The organism is Streptomyces sp. NPDC030183 (assembly GCF_055573455.1).
Genome location: NZ_JBVIBK010000005.1, coordinates 156,094 through 182,960, shown reverse-complemented (window position 1 = coordinate 182,960; position 26,867 = coordinate 156,094). Strand labels below are relative to the sequence as shown.

Genomic DNA, 26,867 nt, shown 5'->3' with positions numbered 1-26,867 from the left:
CTCACATCCCGTTCCGGGCCGGTACGCGGTCAGGCACTCTCGCTCCCCAGTGCCAGCCGTACGAGGCCGTCCACGTCCATCTCCTGGATGTCGGCCGTCCGTTCGGAAGACTCCGGTGTGCCGCCGTCCCGGTCCGGTCCGGCCAGGCGCAGCAGTGCCTCCAGCAGGCCGGAGTCGCGCAGTTTGTCCAGCGGGATCGTGGACAGCGCGCGGGTGATCTCCTCGTCGGCCGGGGCCGGCGCCGCCGCGGCCTGCGCGGAGCCGGCCGGGGCGAGACGGTCGGCGCAGTACCCGGCGACGGCCGCCGGGCTCGGGTAGTCGAACACCAGGGTGGCGGGGAGCCGCAGTCCGGTCGCCGCGTTGAGGCGGTTGCGCAGTTCCACCGCGGTCAGCGAGTCGAAGCCGAGCTGCCGGAAGGCGCGTTCGGGGTCGACGGCCGAGGCTCCGGCGTGCCCGAGCACGTCGGCGGCGTGCGCGCACACCAGGTCGGCGAGGACGGCGCGGGCGTCGTCGGCGGACAGGCCCGCGAGCCTCCCGCGCAGGGCGTCCGCCCCGTCGACGGCGCCACCGGTGGCCGCCGTCCGGCGGGTGGCGCCGCGTACCAGTGCGCGGAAGAGGGCGGGTACGGCGCCGGTGCCCGCCCTGGCGCGGAGCCTGGCCAGGTCGAGCCGGACCGGGACCAGCACTGCGTCGTCCCGTTGGAGCGCGGTGTCGAACAGGGCGAGGCCCTCGTCGGAGGTGAGTGCCCCCACGCCGCCCCGGGCCATGCGCCGCAGGTCGACCTCGTCGAGGGTGCCGGTCAGGGCGGAGCGCTCCGCCCACATGCCCCAGGCGATCGACTGTGCGGGCAGGCCCCGGGCGCGACGGTGCTGGGCGAGCGCGTCCAGGAAGGCGTTGGCCGACGCGTAGTTGCCCTGCCCGGAGCTGCCGACGGTGCCGGAGGCGGACGAGAAGAGCACGAACGCGGCCAGCGGCAGGTCGCGGGTCAGTTCGTGCAGGTTGAGCGCGGCGTCCGCCTTGGGGCGCAGGACGCGGTCGAGGCGCTCGGGGGTCAGCGAGCCGATGACCCCGTCGTCGAGGACGCCGGCCGAGTGGACCACGGCGGTCAGCGGGTGGGTGTCGGGGACGCCCGCGAGGAGTCCGGCCAGGGCGTCCCGGTCGGCCGCGTCGCAGGCGGCGGTCTCCACCCGGGCACCCAAGGCGGTCAGCTCGTCGACCAGGGCGGTCGCCTCGGGGGTGTCGGCGCCGCGCCGCCCGGTCAGCAGCAGGTGGCGTACCCCGTGCTCGGTGACCAGGTGACGGGCCACCAGGCCGCCGAGGACGCCGAAGGCGCCCGTGACGAGCACCGTGCCCTCGGGGTCCCACGGTTTGCCGGCCGCGGCCCCGGCATCCGTCGGCGGGGTCCTGGTCAGGCGGGGTGCGAGGGTCCGTCCGTCGCGTACCGCGAGCTGGGGTTCCGTGGCGGACAGGGCGGCGGGCAGGGCCTTGAGGGCCTCGGCCGGGTCCTCGGCGTCGACGAGGACGAACCGGTCGGGGTGTTCGGACTGCGCGGAGCGCACGAGCCCCCACACGGCGGCGGCGGCCAGGTCGCCGATGTCCTCGCCGCGCGCGGTCGCGACGCCGCCCCGGGTGACGAGGACCAGGCGGGTGTCGGCCCAGCGGTCGTCGGCCAGCCAGGTCTGCAGCAGGCGCAGGGTGCCGGCGAGCGCGGTGCGGGCCGCGTCCGCGCTGTTCCCGCCGGGCGGGCAGAGCGTGACGACCACGTCGGGCACGGCGGCGCCCCCGTCCACGGCGGCGGTGAGCGCGTCGAGGTTCTCGTGGGTCTCGGGCAGCAGGTGCTCGGTGCCGAGGGCGGCCCACCGGCCGACGGGCGGCTCGGTGGCGGCGGGCAGGGCGGTCCAGCCCAGGGTGAACAGCGCATCGCGTCCCGGCGCCGCGGCGTCGCGCAGGGCGTCGACGGCGATGGGCCGGATGGCCAGCGCCGCCACGTCGGCGACCGGCCGGCCGGCCGGGTCGGCGGCGGCCAGCGCCACCGAGCCGGTGTCGTCGTAGCTCAGCCGTACGCGCAGTTCCGTCGCGCCGGAGGCGTGCAGGCGGACACCCTCCCAGGAGAAGGGCAGCCTGGCGGTGCCGGGCGCGTCGCTCTGGTCGGCGCCGTCGGCGAGCCACAGACCGTGCAGGGCCGCGTCCAGCAGCGCGGGGTGCAGACCGAAGCCGACGGCCCCCGTGTGCAGCTCCTCCGGCAGCCGGACCTCCGCGTAGACGTCCTGGCCGAGGCGCCAGGCGGCGCGCAGGCCGTGGAAGGCGGGGCCGTATCCGTAGCCGGCGTCCGCGAACCGCTCGTAGAGGCCGTCGACGGGCACCGGTTCCGCCCCGGCGGGCGGCCATGCCGTGCCGTACGGGTGGGCCGCCCCGTCGGTGGACCCGGCCGGGGCGAGGACACCGGTGGCGTGCCCGGTCCACGGAGTGCCGGCGCCGTCCTCGGCCCGGGAGAACACACCGAGGGTGCGCCGCCCGGCGTCGTCGGGCGCGCCGACCCGCACCTGGATCCGGACGGCGGCGTCCCGGTCGAACACCAGCGGTGCCTGGAGTGTCAGTTCCTCGACGCGGGGGCAGTCCGCCTCGTCACCGGCGCGTACGGCCAGTTCGACGAAGCCGGTGCCGGGCAGCAGGACCACGCCGGAGACCGCGTGGTCCGCGAGCCAGGGGTGGGTGCGTGTCGACAGGGTGCCGGTGAGCACGAGGTCGCCGGTGTCGGCGACCTCGACGGCCGTGCCGAGCAGCGGGTGACCGGTGGCACCGGGCCCGCGGGGCGTCGCCGCGGGCGGCTGGATCCAGTAGCGGCGCCGCTGGAAGGCGTACGTCGGCAGCTCGGCCGTGCTCGCGCCGGGGAACGCGGCGGTCCAGTCGACCGCGCCTCCGCGCACCCACAGTTCGGCCGCCGACAGCAGGAAGCGTCGCAGGCCGCCCTCGTCGCGGCGCAGGGTGCCGAGGACGACGGCCTCGCGTCCGGCGGTCTCGGTGGTCTCCTCGATGGCCATGGTGAGCACGGGGTGCGGGCTGACCTCGACGAAGGAGGTGAACCCCTCGGCGGCCAGGGCGCGGACGGCGGGGTCGAAGCCGACGGTCTGCCGCAGGTTGCGGTACCAGTAACCGGCGTGCATGCCGGTGGTGTCGAGCCAGCCGCCGTCCACCGTGGAGTACAGCGGGACCTCGCTCGGCAGCGGCTTGATACCCGCCAGGGCGTCCATCAGGACGCCGTGGATCTCCTCGACGTGCTCGGAGTGCGAGGCGTAGTCGACGTCGATGCGCCGGGCCCGTACGCCCTGGGCCTCGCACCGCGCGAGCAGGGCCGCCAGGGCCTCCGCCTCGCCCGCGACCACGGTGGTGGCGGGGCCGTTCAGCGCGGCGACCGACAGGGCGCCGGACCAGGGGGCGAGGGCGGCCTCGGCCTGGTCGGCGGGCAGGGACAGCGAGGCCATGCCGCCGCGACCGGCCAGCGCGTCGAGCGTCTTGCTGCGCAGCGCGACCACCTGGGCGGCGTCCTCCAGGGACAGCGCCCCCGCCACGACGGCGGCGGCGATCTCGCCCTGGGAGTGGCCGACGACGGCGTCCGGTACGACACCGAAGGACCGCCAGACCTCGGCCAGCGACACCATCACCGCGAACAGCGCGGGCTGGACGACGTCCACCCGGTCCCAGACGCCGCCCGAGCGCACGGCGTCGAGCAGTGACCAGTCGACGAAGGGAGCCAGTGCCCGTTCGCACTCCTCCATCCGGGCCGCGAACACGGGGGACTCGTCCAGCAGCTCCCGTGCCATACCGGCCCATTGCGAGCCCTGGCCCGGGAAGACGAATACCGTACGGCCCACGGCGCCGGCGACGCCGCGTACGAGGTCGGGGGCGGTGCCTCCGTCGGCGAGCGCGGTCAGCGCGGCGGGGAGCCGGGCGCCGTCGCCGACGAGGACGGCGCGGTGTTCGAAGGCGGTGCGGGCGGCCAGGGCCCCGCCGATGCCGGCGGGCGTGGCGTCCGGTGCCTCGGAAAGGTGGGTGGTCAGGCGCGCGGCCTGACCGTGCAGGGCGTCCGGGGACTTCGCGGACAACGGCCAGGCCACGGACCGGGCCGGCACCTCGTCCGGTGTCCGGGGCCGACTCTCCTCGGGCGCCTCCTCCAGGATCGCGTGCACGTTGGTGCCGCTCATGCCGAACGCGGAGATCCCGGCGCGGCGCGGGCGGCCCGTCGCGGGCCACGGGGTCGTGTCGGTGACCACGTCCACGGCACCGGCCGTCCAGTCGACCTGGGTCGAGGGCCGGTCGACGTGCAGGGTGCGCGGCACCTGCCCGTGCCGGAGCGCCAGGACGGTCTTGATCACACCGGCTACGCCCGCGGCGGCCTGGGTGTGCCCGATGTTGGACTTCAGGGAGCCGATCAGCAGGGGGCGCCCGTCGGTGCGCTCCTGCCCGTACGTGGCGAGCAGGGCCTGGGCCTCGATGGGGTCGCCGAGCGTGGTGCCGGTGCCGTGGGCCTCGACGACGTCGACGTCGGCCGCCGAGAGCCGGGCGTTGGCGAGGGCGGCGCGGATGACCCGCTGCTGGGAGGGGCCGTTGGGGGCGGTCAGGCCGTTGCTGGCGCCGTCCTGGTTGACGGCGCTGCCGCGCAGGACTGCCAGCACGGGGTGCCCGTTGCGCCGTGCCTCGGAGAGCCGTTCGAGGAGGATCACGCCGACGCCCTCGGCCATGCCCATGCCGTCGGCGGCGTCGGAGAACGCCTTGCAGCGGCCGTCGGCGGCCAGGCCGCGCTGGCGGGCGAAGCTGATGATGGCGCCGGGACTGGACATCACCGCGACGCCGCCGGCCAGGGCGAGTGAGCAGTCCCCGGCACGCAGCGCCTGGGCGGCCAGATGCACCGCGACGAGGGAGGCGGAGCAGGCGGTGTCGACGGTGACCGCGGGGCCCTCCAGACCGAGGGTGTAGGAGATCCGGCCGGAGATCACACTCGCCGCGCTGCCGGTGAGGAGGTGGCCCTCGTTCTCCTGGGTCTGGGCCACGGAAGCGCCGTAGTCCTGGTAGTTGACACCGGTGAAGACACCGGTGTCGGTGCCGCGCAGGCGGTCCGGGTCGAGTCCTGCGCGTTCGAATGCCTCCCAGGAGGTCTCCAGGAGCAGTCGCTGCTGCGGGTCCATGGCGACCGCCTCGCGCGGGGAGATGCCGAAGAAGTCGGCGTCGAAGTCACCGGCGTCGTAGAGGAATCCGCCGTGCCGTACATAGCTGGTGCCGGGCTGGTCCGGGTCGGGGTCGAACATGGACTCCAGCGGCCAGCCGCGGTCGGTCGGGAACTCCGAGACGACGTCGCCGCCCTCCTCCAGCAGCCGCCACAGCTGTTCGGGGGTGTGCACCCCGCCGGGGAAGCGGCAGCTCATCGCGACGATGGCGATCGGCTCGTCGGCCACCCCGGTGCCGGCCGGCGCGGGCTCCCGCGTGGCGGGCGTCCGGTGCTCGCCGAGCAGTTCGGCGCGGATGTGCTCGGCGAGCACGGCCGCGGACGGGTAGTCGAAGACGAGGGTGGCGGGCAGGGGGAGGCCGGTGGCGGTGCGGAGCCGGTTGCGCAGTTCGACGGCGGTCAGTGAGTCGAAGCCGAGTTCCTGGAACGCCCTGCCCGGCCGCAGCTCCTCCGGGGAGTCATGGCCGAGGACGGCCGCGGCGTGGGTGCGGACGAGGTCCAGGGCGACGCGGCGCTGCTCGGCCCCGGCCAGTCCGGCCAGGCGCTCGCGCAGCACGTCGGCGGCCGGTGTGGCGGCGCTCGTACCCGGCGTCGCGGCCTCCTCCAGTTGCCGCCTGGCCTCCGGTACGCCGGTGAGCAGACGGCTGGGGCGTACGGAGCCGAAGACCGCGGCGAACTGTTCCCAGTCGACGTCGGCGAGGGCGATGACCGTCTCGTCGTCGTCGAGGGCCTGCTGGAGTCCGGCGAGCGCGAGGTCGGGCTCGATGAGCGGCAGGCCCTGCTTCTGCACCCGGTAGAAGTCGGACTCGTCGACGGTCTCGCGGACGGCCCACGGGTTGGCGGCCGACCAGACGCCCCAGTCGACGGTGGTGGCGCTCAGGCCCCGGGCCCTGCGGTGTTCGGCTAGGGCGTCGAGATAGGCGTTGCCGGCGGTGTAGGCGGCGTGGTTGCTGCTGCCCCAGACACCTGCGACGGAGGAGAACAGCACGAACGCGTCGAGTTCGCGGTCGAGCAGTTCGTCCAGGTGCCGGGCCCCCTCCGCCTTGGCGGCGACGACCTCGGCGAAGGCGTCGAGCGGGGTGTCGTCCAGGGAGGCCAGCTGGATGTAGGCGGCGGCGTGGAACACGGCGGTGACGGGGGTGCCCTTTTCCTCCAGTCCGGTCAGCAGCCGGGCGACCTGGGCGCGGTCGGCGACGTCGCAGGCGGGCAGGGACAGCCGGGTGCCCAGTTCGGCGAGTTCGGCCCGCAGTTCGTCGGCTCCGGGGACGTCGGCGCCGCGCCGCCCGGGAAGGACGAGGTGTTCGGCGCCGCCGCGGGCGAGCCAGCGCGCGACGTGAGGGCCGAGGGCGCCCGTGCCGCCGGTGACGAGGACGGTGCCCCGGGGCTTCCACCCGGGCCGGGTGCCGGGCGGGCGGGGGGCGCGGACCAGGCGCCGGCCGAGCAGTCCGGCGGAGCGGACGGCGAGCTGGTCCTCACCGGTGGCACCGGCGAGGACCGCGCGGAGCCGGTCGCGGGCCAGGGAGTTGAGGGCCGGCGGCAGGTCGACCAGACCGCCCCAGCGGGTGGGGTGCTCCAGGGCGGCGACCATGCCGGTGCCCCAGACCAGCGCCTGGTCGGGTGCGGTGAGCGGGTCGCCGGCGCCGGTGGAGACGGCGCCGTGGGTGGCGCACCACAGCGGGGCTTCGACGCCGAGGTCGCCGAGCGCCTGGACCAGGACGAGGGTGAGGGCCGAACCGGCGGAGACGGCGGGGTGGTCGGGGTGCGGTCGCCCGGCGATCGCCAGCAGCGACAGGATGCCCTGCGGGGTGCGGCCGTCCAGGGCGGTGGTGAGCCGCTCCCCCAGCGTGGCGCGGTCGGCGTCCGCGTCGGTGAGCCGCACGGTCACGACGTCGGTCCCGGCTTCGGTGAGGGCCGTCACGGCGTCCCGCGCGAGCTGGGCGCCCGGCTCCTCGTCGTGCCCTTCGGGCAGGACCACGAGCCAGGTGCCGGACAGGGGCGCGGCGGGCGGGTCGGGGACCGGCTGCCAGTCGACGCGGTAGCGCCAGCTGTCGACGGCGGCGCCCTCGCGCTGCCTGCGGCGCCAGGCGTTCAGGGCGGGCAGCACCGTGCCGAGCGTCTCGGCGTCCACCGCCAGGTCTCCGGCGGCCTCGGCGGCGTCACCGCGCTCCACGATCCGCCAGAACGCAGAATCGATCGCGTCGATCGCGTCGGCCGCACCCTCCGCGTCCACCGTGCCGGTCGTGCCCGACGGGCCGGCCGGCTCACCGGACCCGAGCCAGTAGCGCCGGTGCTCGAACGGGTAGGTGGGCAGGTCGGTGCGGCGGGCGCCGGTGCCTTCGAAGAGGACCGGCCACAGCACCGGGACGCCGCGCACCCACAGTTCGGCGGCCGAGGTGAGCGCGCGGGCGAGGCCGCCCTCGTCACGGCGGAGCGTGCCGGTCACCACGGTCCGCGGGGCCTCGGCCGACTCGGCGGCCGTGGCGGACTCGACGGTCTCCTGCACGGACATGGTGAGCACCGGGTGCGGCGAGACCTCGACGAAGACGTGGTGGCGCTGGTCGGCGAGGGCGCGTACGGCGCCGTCGAACTCGACGGTCTCGCGCAGGTTCCGGTACCAGTACCCGGCGTCCATCTCCGTCGTGTCGAGCCAGTCGCCGGTGAGGGTGGAGTAGAGCGGCACCCGGCCCGCCACCGGCGCGATGCCGTCCAGTGCGTCGAGCACCTCCGCGCGGATGCGCTCGACGTGCGCGGAGTGGGAGGCGTAGTCCACCGCGATCGTGCGGGCCCGTACGCGCTCTTTCTCGCAGACGGCGATCAGCTCGGTCAGGGCCTCCGCGTCGCCGGAGACGACGACGGCGGACGGTCCGTTGACAGCGGCGAGGGAGAGCCGCCCGGACCACCGGGCGACGAGTTCGACGGCGCGCTCGCGCGGGACGGCCACGGAGACCATGCCGCCGTGCCCGGCGAGGGAGAGGATCGCGCGGCTGCGCAGGGCGACGACCTTGGCGCCGTCGTCCAGGGAGAGGGCCCCGGCGACCACGGCGGCGGCGATCTCGCCCTGGCTGTGGCCCAGTACGGCGTCGGGCTCGACGCCCCAGAAGCGCCACTGCGCGGCCAGCGAGACCATCACGGCCCACAGCGCGGGTTGGACCACGTCGACCCGTTCGAAGGGTGGCGTGTCCGGGGCGCCGCGCAGCACGGCGTCGAGCGACCAGACGACGTACGGCGTCAGTGCCTGCTCGCAGGCGGCGATGGAGGCGGCGAACACCGGGGAGGTGTCCAGCAGTTCCCGCGCCATGCCGGCCCACTGCGCGCCCTGGCCCGGGAAGACGAACACCCGTCGGCCGTCGGTGTCGGCCACGCCACGGATCAGCCCCTGGGTGTCCTCGCCGCCGGCCAGCCCGTCGAGGGCGGCCGACGGGGCGTCGCCGCCGGTACCGAGGAGCACCGCGCGGTGTTCGAAGGGGGTGCGGCCTGTCGCCAGGGAGTAGCCGGTGTCCAGCGGGTCGGCGCTGGCGCCCCCGGCGAGGTGGCTGCGCAGCCGCTGCGCCTGGTGGGCCAGGGTCCGCGGCGACCTCGCGGACAGCACCCAGGGCACGACCGGCAAGGTGGGCGCGTGCCGCGGCTCCGGTCCGGCGCCTGCGTCCGTGTCCGCGTCGGAGGCGGGCGGTGCCTGTTCGAGGATGGCGTGCACGTTGGTGCCGCTGAAGCCGAAGGAGGAGATGCCGGCGCGGCGGGGTGCGCCGGTGTCGGGCCAGTCGCGTGCCTCGGTGAGCAGTTCCACCTCGCCGGAGGCCCAGTCGACGTGCGGGGAGGGCTCGTCGGCGTGCAGGGTGCGCGGGAGGACGCCGTGCCGCAGCGAGAGCACGGTCTTGATCATTCCGGCGACTCCGGAGGCGGCCTGGGTGTGGCCGATGTTGGACTTGAGCGCGCCGAGCCAGAGCGGACGGCCGTGCGGGCGGTCCTGCCCGTAGGTGGCGAGCAGGGCGTCCGCCTCGATGGGGTCGCCGAGGGTGGTGCCCGTGCCGTGCGCCTCGACGACGTCGACGTCGGCCGCGGTCAGCCCGGCGTTGGTGAGGGCCTGCCGGATGACCCGCTGCTGGGCGAGGCCGTTGGGGGCGGACAGGCCGTTGCTGGCGCCGTCCTGGTTGACGGCGCTGCCGCGCAGCACGGCGAGCACCGGATGGCCGTTGCGGCGGGCGTCCGAGAGCCGCTCCAGGAGCACCACGCCGACGCCTTCGGCGAGACCCATGCCGTCCGCGGAGGCGCCGAACGCCTTGCAGCGGCCGTCGGCGGCGAGGCCGCGCTGCCGGGAGAAGCCGACGAAGACGCCCGGGGTGGCCATCACGGCGACACCGCCGGCGAGGGCGAGCGAGCAGTCGCCGCCGCGCAGGGCCTGCGCGGCGAGGTGTGTGGCGACCAGCGAGGAGGAGCAGGCGGTGTCGACGGTGACCGCCGGGCCCTCCAGACCGAGGGTGTAGGCGACGCGCCCGGAGACCACGCTGGCGGCTCCGCCCGCGACCAGATGTCCTTCGCCGCCCTCCGGCGAGGAGCCCGCGAGCGAGGTGTAGTCCTGGTAGTTGACGCCGGCGAAGACGCCGGTGGGGGTGGTGCGCAGGGACGCCGGGTCGATGCCCGCCCGTTCGAACGCCTCCCAGGAGGTCTCCAGGAGCAGCCGCTGCTGCGGGTCCATGGCGACGGCCTCGCGCGGCGAGATGCCGAAGAAGGCCGGGTCGAAGTCGCCCGCGTCGTGCAGGAAGCTGCCCTCGCGGACGTAGGAGGTGCCCGGGTGGTCGGGGTCGGGGTGGTAGAGGCGGTCCAGGGGCCAGCCGCGGTCGGCGGGCATGCCGGAGAGCACCTCGCCGCCGTCGAGGAGCAGTTGCCACAGCCGCTCCGGGGTGTCGATGCCGCCGGGGAAGCGGCAGCTCATCGCGACGATGGCGATGGGCTCGTCGGGGTCGGCGACGGGGACGACGGCCGCCGTGGCCGCGGCCGGAGCGGTGTCGCCGAGGAGTTCGGTGCGCAGGTGTTCCGCGAGGAGCGCGGCGCAGGAGTAGTCGAAGACGACGGTGGCGCGCAGCCGCAGGCCGGTGACCTGGTTGAGCCGGTTGCGCAGTTCGACGGCGATCAGTGAGTCGAAGCCCAGTTCGCGGAAGGCCCGGTCGGGCAGGACGGCGTCGGCGGAGTCGTGGCCGAGGACCGCGGCGGCGTTGGTGCGGACGAGTTCCAGCAGGGTCCGCCGGACCTCGGGCTCGGGCAGTCCCGCGAGGGTGCGGCGCAGTCCGGCGGCGCCGTCGGCGTCGTCCGGGTCGGGGTCGGTCCGGTCCTCGGCGGTGGCCAGGGCGCGGACGTCGGGGAGGTCGGCGATGAGGGGGCTGGGCCGTACGGAGGTGAAGACGGGCACGAAGCGGGCCCAGTCGACGTCGGCGACCACGACGACGGTCTCGTCGTCGTCCAGGACGCGCTGGAGCCCGCCGACGGCCAGCCGCGGGTCCATGAAGGGGATACCGCGTTCGAGGAGGGCGCGTTCGAGGTCGCTGGTGGCGAGGCCGCCGCCCTCGGCGCTCCAGATGCCCCAGACGACGGAGGTGGCGGCGAGGCCCCGGCCGCGTCGGTGGGCGGCGAGGGCGTCGAGGTAGGCGTTGCCCGCCGCGTAGGCGGCGTGGTCCGCGCTGCCCCACACACCGGAGACGGAGGAGTACAGGACGAACGCGTCGAGGTCGGTGTCGGCGAAGACGGCGTCGAGGTTGGCGGCGCCCTGGACCTTGGCGGCCAGGGTGGCGGCCATGCTCTCGGGGTTCTCGTCGCGGATGGGGAACAGCTGGGCGGCCGCGGCGGTGTGCAGGACGGCGCGGACCGGGTGGCCCTCGGCGGTGACCCGGTCGACGAGCGCGGCGAGCGCCTCGCGGTCGGTGATGTCGCAGGCGGCCAGGGTCACACCGGTGCCCAGGGCGGTGAGTTCGGCCGCCAGTTCGTCGGCGCCGGGGGCGTCGGCGCCCCGGCGGCTGACGAGGACCAGGTGGTCGGCGCCGCCCCGGGCGAGCCAGCGGGCGGCGTGCGCGCCGAGCCCGCCCGTGCCGCCGGTGACGAGGACCGTGCCGGAGGGCCGCCAGGGAGCCGACGGCGCGGGGGTGGAGGGGGTGGCGCGGACCAGTCGGCGGGCGTGGGCGCCGGAGGCCCGGATCGCGAGCTGGTCCTCGTCGCCGGCGCCGGCCAGGAGGTCGGCGAGCAGGTGTCCGGCGCGTTCGTCGCACTGCTCGGGCAGGTCGATCAGACCGCCCCACAGGGTCGGGTGTTCCAGGGCCGCCGTGCGGCCGAAGCCCCAGACGAGGGCCTGGACCGGGTGGGGCACCGGCTCGGACGGGTGCACCGGGACGGCGCCCGAGGTGACGCACCACAACGGGGTCCGGACCCCGAGGTCGTCCAGCGCCTGGACAAGGGCCGTGGTGAGCGCCAGGCCGACGGGCAGGGCGGGCAGGCCCTCGTGCGGCCGCTCGTCGAGAGCCAGCAGGGACAGCACTCCGGCGGGGGCGGCCTCCGTGCCGGGCCCGGTCTCCAGCAGTTCACGCAGGTGGCCGGTGAGCCGGGACCGGTCGGTGTGGGTGTGGTCGAGGACGACGAGTTCGGGGTCGGCGCCGCGCTCGCGCAGGGCCTCGACGGCACGGGTCACCGCCGGGTCGGCGGTGTGGCCGTCCGGGACGAGGACCGGCCAGCGGCCCCGCAGCGGTCCGGCGGCCTTGGCCGTGAGCCTCTGCCAGGCGATGCGGTAGCGCCAGCCGTCGAGGACGGCCCGGTCACGGCGGTCGCGGCGCCAGGCGGAGAGAGCGGGCAGGACGTCGCTCCAGCTGGCGGCCTCGACGCCGAGTGTGGCGGCGACCGCGGCGACGTCCTCGCGTTCGACGGCGGCCCAGAAGGCGGCGTCCGCGGGGTCGGTGGTGTCCTGCGGGGTGCCGGGCCGGGTCTGCGGCTCCAGCCAGAAGCGCCGGTTCTGGAAGGCGTACGTCGGCAGTTCGACCCGCTCGGGGCGGTGAGCGGCGAACACCGCCGCCCAGTCCACCGGCACGCCGTGCACGTGCACCTGGGCGAGGGAGGTGAGCACCCGGTGCAGGCCGCCCTCGTCGCGGCGCAGGGTGCCGGTGACCAGGGTCGGCGGGGCCGGGACCACCGCGTCGGGGTCGGCGAGGTCGTCGAGGGTGTCCTGCGTCGGGACGGTGAGCACGGGGTGCGGGCTGATCTCGACGAAGACGCTGTGGCCGCGCCGGACGAGGTCGCGCACGGCGGCGTCGAACTCGACGGTCTGCCGTATGTTCCGGAACCAGTAGTCGGCGTCCAGGCCGGTCGTGTCGAGGGATCCGCCGGTCACCGTCGAGCAGAACGGGATCGTGGCGGCGGTGGGCCGGACGCCCGCGAGCGTGTCGAGCAGGCCGTCGCGCAGCCGGTCCATGTGCGCGGAGTGGCCCGCCACGTCGACGGCGACCCGCCGGGTCCGCACCTCGCGTTCCTCGCACTGGCGGAGGAACTCCTCCAGGGCCTCAAGGTCCCCGGAGACGACCGCGGAGGCCGGGCCGTTGACGGCGGCGACCGACAGGCGGCCCTCCCAGGCGCGCAGGCGGTCCCGCAGGGTGTCGGCGGGCAGCGCCACGGAGGCCATGCCGCCGGTGCCGGCCAGTGCCAGCTGGGCGCGGCTGCGTACGGCGACGATGCGGGCGGCGTCGTCGAGCGACAGGGCGCCGGCGACGTACGCGGCGGCGATCTCACCCTGGGAGTGGCCCACGACGGCGTCGGGTTCGACCCCGTAGGACTGCCAGACCGCGGCGAGGGAGACCATCACGGCGAACAGCACCGGCTGGACGACGTCGATGCGGTCCAGCGGCGCCGCGTCGGGCTCGCCGCGCACGACCGCCGACAGCGACCAGTCCAGGTGCGGGGCGAGGGCCTGTTCGCACGCGGCCATGCGGGCGGCGAACACCGGTGACTCGTCCAGGAGGCGCCGTGCCATGCCCGCCCACTGCGAGCCCTGGCCGGGGAAGACGAAGACGGTTTTGCCGTCGCCCGCGCCGGTACGGCCGGTGACCGTCTCGGCGGCGCTGGTGCCCGCGGCGACGGCGGCGAGCCCGCGCAGGAAGCCCTCGGGCCGGTCGGCCACGACGACGGCCCGGTGCTCGAAGGCGGAGCGGGTGGCCGCCAGCGAGTGGCCGACATCGGCCGGGCGCAGGCCGGGCCGGTCGGCGAGCCAGGAGGCGAGCCGGGCGGCCTGGTCGCGCAGCGCCTCGGGGCTGCGGCCGGACAGCGGCCAGGGCACGGTCGGCAGGGGGTCCGCGCCGGACGCGGAAACGGACGCGAGACCGGACCCGGCGTCCGGCGCGGTACGCGGCCCGGCATCGGCGATCGGCTCGGCCGCGCCCTGCCGACCGCCCTCGGGCGCCTGCTCGTCGGCGGGCCGCTGCTCGGCCTCGGGTGCCTGCTCGATGATGACGTGCGCGTTCGTGCCGCTCATGCCGAACGAGGAGACGCCCGCGCGGCGGGGGCGGTCCGCGACGGGCCAGTCGCGGCGCTCGGTGAGCAGCCGCACGCCGCCGGAGCCCCAGTCGACGTGCGGGGTGGGCGCGTCCACGTGCAGGGTCTGCGGCAGGACGCCGTGCCGGATCGCCATGACGACCTTGATGACACCGGCCAGGCCCGCCGCGGCCTGGGTGTGGCCGATGTTGGACTTGATGGAGCCGAGCCACAGCGGCCGGTCCTCGGCGCGGTCCTGGCCGTAGGCGGCGAGCAGGGCGTCGGCCTCGATGGGGTCGCCGAGCCGGGTGCCGGTGCCGTGCGCCTCGACGGCGTCGACGTCGGCCGGTGCCAGCTGGGCGTCGGCGAGCGCGGCGCGGATCACACGCTGCTGCGAGGGACCGTTGGGGGCGGTCAGGCCGTTGCTGGCGCCGTCCTGGTTCACGGCGCTGCCCCGCAGCACCGCGAGGACCGGGTGGCCGTTGGCGCGGGCGTCGGAGAGCCGCTCCACGAGCAGCACGCCGACACCCTCGCCCCAGCCGGTGCCGTCGGCCGCCGCCGCGAAGGGCTTGCAGCGGCCGTCCGCGGCGAGGCCGCCCTGGCGGGAGATCTCCACGAAGGCGCCCGGCATGGCCATCACGTTGACGCCGCCGACGAGCGCGAGCGAACACTCGTCGTTGCGCAGCGACTGCGCCGCGAGGTGCAGGGCCACCAGCGAGGCGGAGCAGGCGGTGTCGACCGTGACCGAGGGCCCCTCCAGTCCCATGACGTAGGAGACGCGCCCGGACATGACGCTGATCGCGTTGCCGGTCATCAGGAAGCCCTGGACGCCCTCGGGCGCCCCGTCGGCCAGCGACATGTACCCCTGGTCGATGGAGGCGGCGAACACGCCGGTACGGCTGCCGCGCAGCGACACGGGGTTGATGCCGCCCCGTTCGACGGCCTCCCAGCAGGTCTGGAGCATCAGCCGCTGCTGGGGGTCCATGGCGAGCGCCTCGCGGGGCGAGATGCCGAAGAAGGCGGGGTCGAAGCCGCCGGCCTCCTCCAGGAAGGCCCCGGTGACGGGGACGCCGGAGACGGCCAGCCCGGCGGCGTCCCAGCCCCGGTCGACGGGGATCCCGGCGTAGGTGTCGCGGCCGTCCGCCACCAGCTCCCACAGGTCCTCCGGACTGTGCACCCCGCCGGGGAAGTGGCAGCTCATCGCGACGACGGCGATGGGCTCACGGCTGCGCTCCTCGACGTCCCGCAGCCGTCGCCGGGTCTGCTGGAGGTCGATGGTGACGCGGTTGAGGTAGTCGCGGAGCTTCTGCTCGGTCCGGTCGCTCACTGTGCGTTCTCGCCTTCTCCTGGAAACGGCTGTACGTGGATCCGGGGCGTCACGAGATGCCCAGCTGGTTGTCGATGAGGTCGAAGATCTCGTCGTGTGAGGCGGACTCGATGTGGTCCGCGGTGACCTGGCCGGCGGGTTCGGTGGCTTCGAGGCGGGCCAGCACCTCGCGCAGCCGCTGGGAGAGCCGGTCGCGGTCGGGGGCGTCCGGCGCGAGGCCGGCGACCAGTTCCGCGAACCGGTCCAGCTCCACGAGCGGCGCGGCCGCCTTGGCCGGGGCCGGCCGGCCGGTGGTGGCCGCCAGGTGGCGGGCCAGTACGTCGGGGGTGGGGTGGTCGAAGACCATGCCCGCCGGCAGCCGGACGCCGGTCGCGGACGACAGCCGGTTGCGCAGCTCGACGCCGGTGAGGGAGTCGAAGCCGAGTTCCTTGAACGCCCGGTTGGGCTGGACCAGTTCGGGCGAGGGGTGGCCGAGGACGGCCGCCGCGTGGCCGCGCACCAGGTCCAGCAGCGCGGCGTGGGCGTCCGCCTCGGACAGCCCGGCGAGCCGTTCGGCGAGGCCCGCGGCCCGGCCACCGCCGTCGCCGTTCGCCGCGGCGGCCCGACGGCGCGGCGCCCGGACCAGGCCGCGGAGCAGCGCCGGTACGTCCTGCCCACCGCCGGCGCGCAGCGCGGCGGTGTCCAGTCGCGCGGCCAGCAGATAGGCGTCCTCGGAGCGCAGGGCCGCGTCGAAGAGGGCCAGCCCGTCAGCGGAGGTCAGGGGGGTGACCCCGCTGCGGCTCATCCGCCGCAGGTCCACGTCGCCGAGATGGCCCGTCATGCCGCTGCGTTCCTCCCACATGCCCCAGCCGATGGAGAGGCCCGGCAGGCCCTCGGCGCGGCGGCGTTCGGCGAGCGCGTCGAGGGCGGCGTTGGCGGCCGCGTAGTTGGCCTGTCCGCCGCCGCCGAGCAGGGCCGCGGCGGAGGAGAACAGGACGAAGGCGGCGAGGTCGTGGTCCCGGGTCAGCTCGTGCAGGTTCACCGCGGCGTCCGTCTTCGGACGCAGTACGCGCTCCAACTGCTCGGCGGTGAGGGAGGAGACGACGGCGTCGTCGAGGAGTCCGGCGACGTGCACGACGGCCGTGAGGGGGCGTGTCACGCCGGCCAGGACCTCGGCGAGCCGTTCGCGGTCGGCGGCGTCGCAGGCGACGACGCTCACCTCGGCGCCGAGTGCGGCCAGTTCGGTGCGCAGTGCGTCCGCGCCGGGGGCGTCGGGGCCGCTGCGGCTGGTCAGCAGCAGGTGCCGTATCCCGTGTTCGGCGACGAGGTGACGGGCCACCAGGCGGCCGAGGGTGCCGGTGCCGCCGGTGACGAGAGCGGTGCCGTCGACGTCGAGGGCGGTGGGCGGCAGCAGCACGTTCTTGCCGGTGTGCCGGGCCTGGCCGACGTACCGGAACGCCTCGGGGGCCCGCCGTACGTCCCAGCAGGTGAGCGGCAGCGGGGTGAGCGTGCCCTCTCGGAACAGGCCGAGGATCAGGTCGAGCGTCTCCGCGATCCGCTCCGGGCCCGCCTCCGCCAGGTCGTACGCCCGGTAGCGGACCCCGGGATGGGCGGCGGCCACGGTGCCGGCGTCGCGGATGTCGGTCTTGCCCATCTCCAGGAACCGCCCTCCGCGCGGCAGCAGCCGCAGGGAGGCGTCGACGAACTCGCGTGCCAGACAGTCCAGTACGACGTCGGCGCCGCGTCCGCCGGTCGCGTCGAGGAAGCGGTCGGCGAAGTCGAGGGTGCGGGAGGAGGCGATGTGGGCGTCGTCGAGGCCGAGGCCGCGCAGGACGTCCCACTTGCCGGGGCTCGCGGTGCCGTACACCTCGGCCCCGGCGTGCCGGGCGAGCTGGACGGCGGCCATGCCGACACCGCCGGCCGCGGAGTGCACCACGACCGTCTCCCCCGCTTTCAGGCCGCCGAGGTCGAACAGGCCGTAGTGGGCGGTGAGGAAGGCGATGGGCACGGTGGCGGCGCGGGCGTACGACCAGCCGGGCGGGATCGGGGCGAGGGTGCGCCGGTCGGCTACCGCGACGGGGCCGAAGGCACCGCCGAAGACACCGAACACGCGGTCGCCGGGGGCGAGGTCGGTCACGCCGGGGCCGGTCTCCAGGACGGTGCCCGCCCCTTCGCTGCCGAGGATCCGCTGGTCGGGGGCGAGGCCGAGGCAGACCGCGATGTCCCGGAAGTTCAGGCCGGCGGCGCGGACGGCCACCCGGACCTCGCCGGGGGCCAGGGGGGCAGCCGCCTCCGGGGACGGTACGAGCGCGAGGCCGTCGAGGCTGCCCTCACCGGTGGTGTCCAGCCGCCAGACCGCTTCGCCGGCCGGCGGTGTCAGCGTGCCGGGCCGCCCCGCCCGGGCCAGCCGGGGCACGAGCGGGTTCCCCGCGCGGGCGGCGAGCTGTGGTTCCCGTGTGGCGAGGGCGAGGCCGAGCAGGCGGGGCAGGGCGTCCGCCGACTCGTCGCTGTCGTCCAGGTCCAGCAGGACGAAACGGTCCGGGTGTTCGGTCTGGGCGGCCCGGACCAGGCCCCAGGCGGCGGCCTGCGCCGGGTCGGCGGGGTGTCCGCCGGGCCCGGTCGCGACCGCGTGCCGGGTGACGACCACGAGGGGGGCGTCGGCGGAGCGGGGGTCGGACGGCCACCGCTGGACGACGGCGAGGGCGGCGGTCGCGGTGTCCCGGACGCGGGCGGCCTCGTCGGGGCCGGGGGCGGTGGGGCAGGTCCAGACGACCGCCGTGGGCTGCGCGCCGGAGCCGGTGTCGTCGAGGTCCGCCCAGCCGGTGAGCGGGGTGGCGGTGTCGGCGCCGCCGGGGGCCGGGGTCCAGTCCAGGCGGTACAGGCCGTCCCGGCCCGTCCCGGCCGCCGTGAGAAGGTCCGGGGACAGCGGGCGCAGCACCAGCGACTCGGCGGACAGCACCGGCTGCCCGGTCGGGTCCCAGGCGTCCAGGCTCACCGCGTCGGGTCCGGCCGGGCCGATCCGGACGCGCAACGCTGACGCGCCGGCGGCGTGGGCGGTGACACCGTTCCAGGAGAAGGGCAGCCGGGCGGGGCCGGGCCGGTCGCCGAGGAGGGCGGACGCCTGGAGGGCGCCGTCCAGCAGGGCCGGGTGGACGAGGTAACCGCCGCTGTCCGACTGCCGTTCGAGCGCGACCTCCGCGTACACGTCGGTGCCGTCGCGCCAGGCGGCGCGCAGCCCCTGGAAGGCGGGGCCGTAGCGGTAACCGGCGTCGGTGAAGCGGTCGTAGACGCCGTCCAGGTCGACCGGCTCGGTACCGGCCGGGGGCCAGGTGCGCGGCGCGGGCGGGCCGTCGGCGCGCTCGCCGGGGGCGAGGGTGCCGGTGGCGTGCGGGGTCCAGTCCGCGCCGGGGTCGGCCTCGGGGCGGGAGTAGAGGCCGAGGGGGCGCCTGCCGCTGTCGTCGGGCGGTCCGACGCGCAGCTGGATGTGGACGGCGTCCCGTTCGGGGAGGATCAGCGGGGCCTGGAGGGTGAGTTCGTCGACGAGGGCGCTCCCGGCCTCGTCGGCGGCGCGCAGGGCGAGTTCCAGGAAGGCGGTGCCGGGCAGCAGGTTGGTCCCGGAGACGACGTGGTCGGCGAGCCACGGGTGGGTCCGGGTCGACAGCCGCCCGGTGAGCAACTGCTCCCCCGAATCGGCCAGGTCCACGGCGGCCCCCAGCAGCGGGTGGTCCGTGGCGCCCAGCCCGGCGGCGGCCACGTCTCCGGTGCGGACGGGGGCGTCGAGCCAGTAGCGGGTGCGCTGGAAGGCGTAGGTCGGCAGGTCCACGGGCCGACTCGTGCGGCCGAGGGCCGCGGACCAGTCGACGGGCACGCCCTGGACGTGGGCCTCGCCCAGCGACAGCAGCAGCCGCTCCCGGCCTCCGTCGTCGCGGCGCAGCGAGCCGACGACCACGCCCGTCACGGCACCGTCCTCCAGCACCTCCTGGACGGCCGGGGCGAGCACGGGGTGCGGGCTCGACTCGACGAAGGTGGTGAATCCGGCGCCGGTCAGGGCCCGTACGGCGGGCGCGAACTCGACCGTGCCCCGGAGGTTGCGGAACCAGTAGTCGGCGGTGAGTTCGGGCCCCTCGATCCAGTCGGCCTCCAGGGTGGAGAACATCCGGGTGCCTGCCGTGGCGGGGGTGATGTCGGCGAGGACGTCGAGCAGTTCGGCCCGGAGGGGGTCCATTTCGGCGGAGTGGGACGCGTAGTCGACCTCGATGCGCCGGGCGCGTACGCCGTCCTTCTCGCAGCAGGCGAGGAGTTCCGCCAGGGCCGCGGTCTCGCCCGCGACCACGGTGGAGCGCGGGCCGTTCACGGCGGCGACCGAGATCTTCTCGCCCCAGCCGGCCAGCAGTTCGCGGGTGCGGTCGACGGGCAGCGCCACCGAGGCCATGCCGCCGTGTCCGGCGACGGCGCGCAGCAGCCTGCTGCGCAGGGCGACGACCTTGGCGCCGTCCTCCAGGGTGAGCGCCCCGGCGACGACCGCCGCCGCGATCTCGCCCTGGCTGTGGCCGAGTACGGCGTCCGGTTCGACGCCGAAGGACCGCCAGGTCTCGGCCAGCGACACCATGACGGCCCAGAGCGCGGGCTGGACCACGTCCACGCGCTCCAGGTCCGTGGCGGAGGCCAGGACCCCGGTCAGGGACCAGTCGACGTGCGGGGCGAGGGCGCGTTCGCAGTCGGCCATGCGGGCGGCGAAGACCGGTGAGGAGTCGAGCAGGTCGAGTGCCATGCCGGTCCACTGGGCGCCCTGGCCGGGGAAGACGAACACGGTGCGCCCGACGGCGGTCGCGGTGCCCCTGGCCACGGTGGCGAGGGGTGCGTCGGCCGCCAGGGCCCGCAGTCCGGCGGTCAGTCGCTCGCGGTCGCCGACGAGGACGGCCCGGTGGTCGTGCCGGGTGCGGGTGGTGGCGAGGGCCAGGCCGATCGCGGCGGCGCCCTGCCCGGGGTGGGCGTCGGCGTGGTCGGCGAGCCGTTCGGCCTGGGCGCGCAGTGCTTCGGGGGTGTGGCCGGAGACGACCCAGGGGACGGCGGGTCCCTCGGGGCGCGCGGGCCGCGCGACGTCCTCGTCGACGTGCTCGTCGACGTGCTCCAGGACCAGGTGGGCGTTGGTGCCGCTCATACCGAAGGAGGAGACTCCGGCGCGGCGGGGCCGGTCGGGGCCGGCGGGCCAGGAGCGTTCCTCGGTCAGCAGTTCCACCGCGCCGGCGGACCAGTCGACCTGCGGGGTCGGCGCGTCCACGTGCAGCGTCCGGGGCAGCACCCCGTGCCGCATCGCCTCCACCATCTTGATGACACCGCCCACGCCGGCGGCCGCCGACGTGTGCCCGATGTTCGACTTCAACGACCCGAGCCACACCGGCTGTTCACGGTCCTGGCCGTAGGTGGCCAGCACCGCCTGCGCCTCGATCGGGTCCCCGAGCCGGGTTCCGGTGCCGTGCGCCTCGACGACGTCCACGTCACCGGGTGACAGCCGGGCGTCGGCGAGCGCCGCGCGGATCACGCGTTGCTGCGAGGGACCGTTGGGCGCGGTGAGCCCGTTGCTGGCGCCGTCCTGGTTGACCGCGCTGCCCCGCACGAGGGCCAGCACCCGGTGGCCGTTGCGGCGGGCGTCGGACAACCGCTCCAGCAGCACCATGCCCACGCCCTCGCCGAAGCCGACACCGTCGGCGGCCGCCGCGAAGGGTTTGGAGCGGCCGTCGGAGGCCAGGCCGCGCTGGCGGCTGAACTCGACGAACAGTTCGGGGCTGGACATGACGGTGACACCGCCGGCGAGGGCGAGGGAGCATTCACCGGAGCGCAGCGCCCGGGTCGCGAGATGCAGGGCGACCAGCGAGGACGAGCACGCGGTGTCGACGGTGACCGCCGGGCCCTCCAGGCCCAGGACGTAGGCGACGCGGCCGGAGACGACGCTGCCCGAGTTGCCGGCGCCGAGGAAGCCCTCGACCTCCTCGGGGATGTGGGGCAGGAGCCGGGCGGCGTAGTCCTGGTGCATGACGCCGACGAAGACGCCGGTCGCGGTGCCCTTCAGGGCCGCCGGGTCGAGGCCCGCGCGCTCCAGCGTCTCCCAGGAGGTCTCCAGCAGGAGCCGCTGCTGCGGGTCCATCGCGAGGGCCTCGCGCGGCGAGATACCGAAGAAGCCCGCGTCGAACTCCCCCGCGTCGTACAGGAAGCCGCCTTCGCGCGCGTACGAGGTGCCGTGGCGTTCGGGGTCGGGGTCGTGGAGGGCGTCCAGGTCCCAGCCGCGGTCGGCCGGGAAGGCGGCGATGCCGTCGGTGCCGGAGGAGACCAGGTTCCACAGGTCCTCGGGCGAGCGGACGCCGCCGGGGTAACGGCAGCCCATGGCGACGACGGCGATCGGGTCGTCGTCGGTCGCCGCGCCCGCGCCGCCGGCGGCCGGGGCGGCGGTCGGCACGCGGCCGGTGTCCGCGCCGAGCAGTTCGCCGCCGAGGTGGGCCGCGAGGACCTCGGGGGTCGGGTGGTCGAAGACGAGGGTGGCGGGCAGCCGCAGTCCGGTGGCGTTGCCGAGGCGGTTGCGGAGGTCGACGGCGGCCAGCGAGTCGAAGCCGAGGTCACGGAAGGCACGGCCCGCCTCGACGGCCTCGGGCGACGGGTGGCCGAGTACGGCGGCGACCTGACCCCGGACCAGGTCGAGGAGTTCACGGCGGCGGCCGGGGGCGTCCAGGGCGGCGAGCCGCTCGGCCAAGGGGCCGCGGTCTCCGTCACCGTCGGTGGCGGAGGCCGGGGCGGCCTGGCGGCGGGCCGGCAGCCGGACCACACCGTGCAGCAGACGGGGTACGGGTTCGCTCTCGGCGCGGGCGCGCAGCGCGGCCGTGTCCAGCCGGAGGGCCACCAGCAGCGGTTCGTCGACGGTGAGCGCGGAGTCGAGGAGGGCGAGGCCCTGCGCGTCGGTCAGGGGCGGCAGGCCCGAGCGGGCGATACGGCGGACCTCGTCGTCGCCGAGGTGCCCGGTCATGGCGCTGCGCCGCTCCCACAGCGTCCAGGCGACGGACCGCCCGGCCAGGCCCTGGGCCCGGCGGTGGTGGGCCAGCGCGTCCAGGAACGCGTTGGCGGCGGCGTAGTTGCCCTGCCCGGGGCCGCCGAAGGTACCGGCGGCGGAGGAGAAGAGCACGAACGCCGCGAGGTCCAGGCCGGCGGTGAGCCGGTGCAGGTTGAGTGCCGCGTCGGTCTTGGGCCGCAGGACGGCGTCGACCCGCTCGGGGGTGAGCGAGGAGATTACGCCGTCGTCGAGCACTCCGGCGGCGTGGACGACGGCGGTCAGCGGGTGCCCGACGGGTATGCCGGCCAGGACCTCGGCGAGCCGCTCCGCGTCGGCCGCGTCGCAGGCGACGACGCTCACCTGCGCGCCGAGCGCGGCCAGTTCGTCGCGCAGTCCGTCCGCACCGGGGGCTTCCGGGCCGCCGCGGCTGGTCAGCACCAGGTGCCGTACGCCGTGTCCGGTGACGAGGTGACGGGCGACGCGGGCGCCGAGCAGACCGGTGCCGCCGGTGATCAGGACGGTGCCGTCGGGGTCCAGGGGCGGGGCCGCGTCGTCGTCCCGCACGGGGACCCTGGCCAGCCTGGGTACGAGGACCTCGGAGCCGCGCACCGCGAACTGCGTCTCGCCGATGTCGGTGAGCACGGCGGCGACGGCGGCCGGCAGGCCGGCGTCCGCGTCGAGGTCGACGAGGTGGAGGCGGCCCGGGTGCTCGGTCTGCGCGGAGCGCACCAGCCCCCACACCGCGCTGTGCGGCAGGTTCGGTACGTCCTCGCCGGGCCGGGCGGCGATCGCGCCGCGCGTGACCAGGACGAGCCGTGTCCCGGTGAACCGGTCGTCGGCGAGCCAGTCCTGGACGAGGGCCAGGGCGTCGTGCACCGCGGTGCGGGTCGTGTCGGCGAGGCCGTCGGCCTGGTCGTCCGGGGCCGCGCCGAGGTCGGCGAGGACGAACTCCGGCAGTGGCCCGTCGGCGTCGCGGAGCGCGGCGAGGTCCGCGTGGCGGGCGACTCCCAGGGTGTCTTCGGTGGGGCCCAGGACCGCCCAGGTGGCCGTCGTGGGGCCGGGCACCGGGCGGACCGGCGTCCAGTCGAGGCGGAACAGGGAGTCGTGGTGGCGTCCGGCGGCCGGAGCCGTGAAACTCCCGGCGCCGACCGGCCGCAGGGCCAGGCCCGCCACGGTCAGGACGGGCCGTCCGGCCTGGTCGAGGGCGCGCAGTTTCACGGTGTCGGGGCCGGCGGGGGTGATGCGCATCCGCAGACCGGTCGCGCCCTGCGCGTGGAGGACGGCGCCGGTCCAGACGAACGGCATCCGGCCCTCGGCGGCCTCGCCGAGGGCGGTCGCGTGCAGGGCGCCGTCGAGGAGCGCGGGATGCAGCCCGAACCGCGCGGCCTCGGCCTGCAGCTCCGACGGCAGGCTCGCCTCCGCGAACACCTCCTCCCCCAGCCGCCACGCCGCACGCAGCCCCTGGAACGCCGGCCCGTACGCGAAGCCGCCCTGCGCGAAGCGCTCGTACAGCCCGTCCAGATCCACCGGCTCCGCGCCCGCCGGCGGCCAGGCCACCGCCTCCGGCTCCGCCTCCTCGGCGGCGGGAGCCAGCAACCCCCGGGCGTGGCACGTCCACGGCACGTCGTCGGTGCCGTCCGGGCGGGCGTGCAGGCTCAGCGGGCGGCGCCCGTCCCGGTCCGGCGCGCCGACGGCGAGCTGTACGGCGACGCCGCCCTCCGGGGGCAGGACGAGCGGGGCCTCCAGGGTGAGTTCCTCGACCTGGCCGCAGCCGACCTGGTCGCCCGCGCGGACCGCCAGCTCCAGGAAGGCGGTGCCGGGCAGCAGGGCGGCGTCACGGACGGCGTGGTCGGCGAGCCAGGGGTGGGTGCGGGTGGAGAGACGGCCGGTGAGGAGCAGTCCGTCCCCGTCGGCGAGGGCCACGACCGCGCCGAGCAGCGGGTGGTCGGCGGCGGCGAGCCCGGCCGAGGCCATGTCGCCCTGCGGTGCGGCGGAGTCCTCCAGCCAGTACCGGCGGCGCTGGAACGCGTACGTCGGCAGGTCGGCCCGGCGGGTGCGCCATGCGGCGTAGGCGGCGCGCCAGTCGACGCGTACACCGTGGACGTACAGCTCGCCGACGGCGGCGAGGAACCTGGCCCGGCCGCCGTCGTCGCGGCGCAGCGTGCCGATGACCAGGGCACCATCGGCACGGTCGGCCCCGGCCGCCCTGGCGGTCTCCTCCATCGGGACGGTGAGCACCGGGTGGGGGCTGACCTCGACGAGGACGTGGTGGCCGGCGGCCAACAGGGCGCGGGTGGTCTGTTCGAACTCGACGGTCCGGCGCAGGTTGCGGTACCAGTAGCCGGCGTCGAGGCCGGTGGTGTCGAGCGGTTCGGCGGTGACGGTCGAGTAGAAGGGGATGTCGGAGGGGCGGGGGGCGATGTCGGCCAGCAGCCGGAGCAGTTCGTCCTGGATGCGCTCGACGTGGGCGCTGTGCGAGGCGTAGTCCACGGGGATCCGCCGGACTCTGAGGTCGCGGGCGGTGAGCCGGTCGATCAGGTCGTCCAGCGCCGGCCGGTCGCCGGAGACGACGACGGAGGCGGGCCCGTTGACGGCCGCGACGGACAGACGGCCGTCCCCGTCGCTCAGCAGGGCGCGGACCTCGTCGACCGGCAACGGCACGGACGCCATGCCGCCGGCCCCGGCGAGCGCGACGATGGCCCTGCTGCGCAGCGCGACGACCTTGGCGCCGTCCTCCAGGGACAGCGCCCCGGCGACCACGGCGGCGGCGATCTCGCCCTGGCTGTGCCCCGCGACGGCGGACGGCTCGACGCCGTACGACCGCCACAGCGCGGCCAGCGACACCATCACGGCCCACAGCGCGGGCTGGACCACGTCGACGCGGTCCAGCGGCGGGGTGCCGGGGGCGTCGCGCAGTACGTCGATCAGGGACCAGTCGGTGTGGGGGGCCAGGGCGCGTTCGCAGTCGGCGATCCGCTCCGCGAAGACGGGGGCGGTGTCGAGGAGTTCGGCTGCCATGCCGGTCCACTGAGAGCCCTGGCCGGGGAAGACGAACGCGGTGTCGGCCGCGGGGCTGCCGGTGCCGCGGAGCAGTCCGGGCTCGGGGGTGTCCTCGGCCAGGGCCCGCAGACCGCGCCGGAACCCCTCCTCGTCGGCGGCGACCACGACGGCACGGTGTTCGAGCGCGGCCCGGGTGGTGGCCAGGGCGTGGCCGATGTCGACGGGCCGCTGTCCGGGGTGTGTGTCGAGGTGGGCGGCGAGGCGGCGGGCCTGGGCGCGCAGGGCCTCGCGGCTGCGGCCGGAGAGGGGCCAGGGCAGGGCGGTCGGGAGGCCGGGCTCGTCGGTGGTGTCCGGTTCGGTTCCCGGAGCGGGGGCGGACTCGGGCTCCGGCTCGGGTCCGGCCTGTTCGAGGACGACGTGTCCGTTGGTGCCGCTGATCCCGAAGGACGACACGGACGCCCGGCGCGGTGCTCCGCTCTCCGGCCAGGGCACCGCCTCGGTGACCAGTTCCACCGCGCCCGAGGACCAGTCGACCGTGGGGGTGGGCCGTTCGACGTGCAGGGTGGGCGGCACGACGCCCCGGCTCATCGCCATCACCATCTTGATGACACCGCCGACGCCCGCCGCGGCCTGGGTGTGGCCCATGTTGGACTTCAGCGAGCCGAGCAGCAGGGGCCGGTCGGCGGGCCGGTCCTGCCCGTACGTGGCCAGCAGGGCCTGTGCCTCGATGGGGTCGCCGAGGGGCGTACCGGTGCCGTGCGCCTCGACCACGTCGACGTCGGCGGGGGTGAGCCCGGCGTCGGCGAGCGCCCGTCGGATGACCCGCTGCTGGGCGGGCCCGTTGGGGGCGGTCAGGCGGCTGCTCGCGCCGTCCTGGTTGACGGCGGTGCCGCGTACCAGGGCGAGCACGGGGTGGCCGTTGCGGCGGGCGTCGGACAGCCGCTCCAGCAGGAGCATGCCGACGCCCTCGCCCCAGCCGGTGCCGTCGGCCCCGGCGGCGAAGGACTTGCAGCGTCCGTCGGCGGCGAGCCCGCCCTGCCGGCTCATCTCGACGAACGGCACCGGTGTCGACATGATCATGGCGCCGCCGGCCAGCGCCAGCCCGCACTCCTGGCGGCGCAGGGCCTGGACGGCCAGGTGCAGGGCGACGAGGGAGGACGAGCAGGCCGTGTCCACCGTCACCGCCGGGCCCTCAAGGCCGAAGGTGTAGGAGAGGCGGCCGGAGGCGACGCTGTCGGAGTTGCCGTTGCCGATGTACCCCTGGATGTCGTCCGGGACCTGGCGCAGCCGTAGTCCGTAGTCCTGGTACATCACGCCGACGAAGACCCCGGTGTCGCTGCCGCGCAGCGCGCCCGGGTCGAGGCCCGCTCGTTCGAAGGCCTCCCAGGTGGTCTCCAGCAGCAGCCGCTGCTGCGGGTCCATGGCGAGCGCCTCGCGGGGCGAGATGCCGAAGAAGCCGGGGTCGAAGTCGGCGGCGCCGGTGAGGAATCCGCCCTCGGCGGCGTACGTCGTGCCGGGGCGCTCCCGGCCGGGGTCGTGCAGGGCGGCGAGGTCCCAGCCGCGGTCGGCGGGGAAGCCGGCGACGGCGTCGGTGCCGGAGGCGACGAGCTGCCACAGCTCCTCGGGGGACACGACGCCCCCCGGGTAGCGGCAGCCCATGCCGACGATGGCCACGGGTTCCTGCTGCCGGGCCTCCACCTCCTGCAGCCGGCGCCGGGTGCGGTGCAGGTCGGCCGCGACCCGCTTGAGGTAGTCGCGGAGCTTGTCGTCGTTGAGCGTGCCGTCAGTCACTGTGCACCGTCACC

At 76.0% G+C, this 26,867-nt stretch carries 2 protein-coding genes; both read right to left on the bottom strand.

Going from position 1 to position 26,867, the window contains the following annotated elements; translation table 11 throughout:
- Positions 1-29: 29 nt before the first annotated feature.
- Entirely contained in the window at positions 30-15,044 is a 15,015-nt protein-coding gene (locus ACZ4Z2_RS08000) for a type I polyketide synthase (RefSeq protein ID WP_468073534.1), read from the bottom strand.
- Positions 15,045-15,093: 49 nt separating this feature from the next.
- Positions 15,094-26,853 (bottom strand): SDR family NAD(P)-dependent oxidoreductase, encoded by an 11,760-nt coding sequence (locus tag ACZ4Z2_RS07995; protein ID WP_468073533.1) that lies wholly within the window; start codon positions 26,851-26,853, stop codon positions 15,094-15,096.
- Between the last annotated feature and the right edge of the window lie 14 nt (positions 26,854-26,867).